General features: G+C 30.3%; 4 protein-coding genes. All 4 read right to left on the bottom strand.

The genetic code is table 11. The annotated features are described in order from the left end of the window. Window positions 1-86, bottom strand: an 86-nt coding sequence (locus Q0G30_RS14010; protein ID WP_294391317.1) for a cytidylate kinase family protein, incomplete at its 3' end; no start/stop codon positions are given. Further along, window positions 83-1,489 carry an MATE family efflux transporter gene (locus tag Q0G30_RS14005; RefSeq protein WP_294391310.1) on the bottom strand — a complete coding sequence of 469 codons (1,407 nt, stop codon included), beginning with the start codon at window positions 1,487-1,489 and terminating at the stop codon, window positions 83-85. The genes Q0G30_RS14005 and Q0G30_RS14010, both read right to left, overlap by 4 nt. A gap of 377 nt (window positions 1,490-1,866) precedes the next feature. Continuing rightward, a complete protein-coding gene (locus tag Q0G30_RS14000; RefSeq protein WP_366014123.1) occupies window positions 1,867-2,334 on the bottom strand; it encodes a low molecular weight protein-tyrosine-phosphatase in 468 nt (155 codons plus the stop codon). Beyond that, window positions 2,309-2,506: a hypothetical protein gene (locus tag Q0G30_RS13995; protein ID WP_294391307.1), complete on the bottom strand. Its 198-nt coding sequence runs from the start codon at window positions 2,504-2,506 to the stop codon at window positions 2,309-2,311. Before Q0G30_RS13995 ends, Q0G30_RS14000 begins: the two co-directional genes overlap by 26 nt. Window positions 2,507-2,932 lie beyond the last annotated feature (426 nt).

Here is a 2,932-nt window from a genome sequence, read left to right as displayed (position 1 = left end):
ATGCCTAGTTTTTCCGCAACCATTTTTCCGATAGTACGTCCACCACTGCCAAATTCACGACTAATTGTAATTATTCTATTTTTCATACATTTTTCACTCCTTCTGTATTTAATTCACGATAAGTATTTACAATAATTATTGCTGAGATAATAAAAGTTAAAATATCTGAAACCGGCATAGAGTACAACACACCATCCAAGCCAAAGAATACTGGTAATAATAATGCAAATCCTACTCCAAATACCACTTCACGGAACATTGACAATAATGTTGAAGCTAATGCTTTTCCTACAGCCTGTAAAAAGATAAAACAAGCTTTATTTATACATGCTAAAACCATCATACAAAGATAAGTACGGAATGCTTTGACAGCAAATTGTGTATAATAAATACTTTCATTTTTCGCACCAAAAATTGCAATTAACTGACGAGGGAAACCTTCCGCTAATATTAGTGACACTGCTCCAACAATTGCTTCAGCAATAAGTAATTTAGTAAATAAATCACGTACTCTATCCTTTTTCTCTGCTCCTATGTTATATCCAACAACTGGAATACATCCAGCTGCCATACCTACAACAATAGAAATGACAATTTGGAAGAATTTCATTACGATACCTACTACTGCCATAGGAATTTGTGCATATTGTTCCTGACCAAATACTGCATCCATTGCTCCATATTTTTGTAGCATATTGTTTATAGCTGCCATAGCAGCAACTAGACTAATCTGTGAAAGGAAACTTGTAATACCAAGTAATAGCATTTGTGAACAAATATTCCATTGAATAACATAGTCATTTGTTGCTGGTTTAATAATTTTCATATTTAATAAATACCAAATTGCTAGAATTGCAGTTACAACTTGCCCGATAACTGTAGCTATTGATGCTCCCATCATGCCCCATTTGAAACAAAAGATAAAAACAGGGTCAAGAATAATATTAATAACTGCTCCTGCTAAAGTAGATATCATTGCAAATTTTGGATTTCCATCTGCACGAATAATAGGATTCATAGCCTGTCCAAACATATAAAATGGAATTCCAAGTGTAATATAAAAGAAATATTCTTGTGAATGGTGGAATGTCTCAGCATTTACTGTGCCACCAAACATAGCGATGATACTATTTGCAAAAACAAGATAAATAACTAACAAAAATAAACTACTAACAACACATAATACAACTGCATTACCTACACTGTGCTTTGCCTTTTGTATTTCATTTCTACCTAATGCCATACTAACAAATGCACAACAACCATCGCCAATCATAACAGCAATCGCTAATGCCACAACTGTTAGAGGGAACACAACCGTATTAGCTGCATTACCATAAGAACCTAGATAACTTGCATTTGCGATAAAAATCTGGTCAACGATGTTATATAATGCACCAACTAATAACGAGATAATACAAGGAATTGCATATTGTCTCATCAGTTTTCCAATACGTTCAGTCACTAAAAATTGATTTCCTAAATCCATAAACTATACCTTCCTTCTAAAAAAATAGAAATGCGCAAGTCACAAATATCCGGACTTACGCATTTCTGCAACACGACTATCATAAATTTTTTCTTCACCTGAGCATCTTTCACCTGTTTCCATAAAAAAAGCATGTGACCATTTCTGCAACTGGATTTACGCAGATTCGCCACACGCTGTACGCCTATTATAGTGAGAAAAAAATAAAATTTCAAAAGTTTTTTTAAGCCATCAAAAAAATAGATATGTTCTTCCAAATAAGACAATATATGTATATTTTTGTCTTGTTCAGAAGACAAAACAGCTTAACTTTAACTTTTATACAACTTAATATATGACAATAGTTGCCTCATTATATATTTATTAATATCTAAAATTTAAAAAACATTTTCAAGCAATGCTTTGCATCCTCTAAGGATATCATCATATGTTTTTTCAAAATCTCTTGTATACCAAGGATCTGAAACATCTCTATTTTCTCCTGTATATTCCAGTAACAAATGCACTTTATGCAAAGTATCTTCTCCTATGATTTTTTGAATCCCATACAAATTAGATTTATCCATAGCAATAAGATAGTCATATTTTTTATAATCTTCTTTTGTTAATACAGTTGCATGTTTCTCATCACAATTAATACCTAAAGAATTTAATATTTTCTTAACTGGTGGATAAATAGGATTACCATATTCTTCATAACTTACTGCGCGTGATTCAATAAAAAAATCTTTGGTTCTTCCTTCTTTTTTCACTAAATCTTTCATTATATATTCCGCCATCGGACTTCTACATATGTTTCCATGACAAATAAAAAGTATATTAACCATAATTGCTGCATCCTCCATAAATTATTCCCGCATCAATATATTCTTTAATTTTTAAGCTATTTTTATCTAGTTTTCCTATGACGAATTGTAAATAATCTCTTAGCACTAATAAATCATCTTTATAAAAAGTTATTGAAAAATAATAATCAGTCAATCCACCGTTCCATAAATAAACCTTCCATTCCATCATTGTGTTTTTTTTACTGCTATATTATTATTTTTCAATATATTTTGCAGTTCTTTTCTTCGAAAAATTTGATTTGTCAAAAGTTCCAACTCATCATCTTTAACTCTTCTAGAACGTTGTTTACCATTTTCTCTCCATTGATAATATGCATGCTCTTTTCAATTCGTTTTTTATAAGATATAACTCCTTGTGGAAAGTTTTCAATCTCATTTATTATTGTGCTTTATTCTTCTTTTGACATTTTGTTTTTTTGACTCCTTCTAGTTTCATTTTAGCTTTTTAACTTTTTTGTAAAGTTAAAAAAGTTAAAACGGAAACAATTTATTGTTTTTATTACTTTACAAATAATATATCTTCAAGATTCATTTTATTATTATCATAAATTCATCTTATTCCGATGCCTTAAAATTATAAATTGGTTTCATTACT

Origin of the sequence: uncultured Clostridium sp., from assembly GCF_934754925.1 — a bacterium.
Classification (GTDB): Bacteria; Bacillota; Clostridia; order Clostridiales; family Clostridiaceae; genus Clostridium.
The sequence above is the reverse complement of the archived record's forward strand: the minus strand, read 5'-3'. Positions and strand labels throughout refer to the sequence as shown.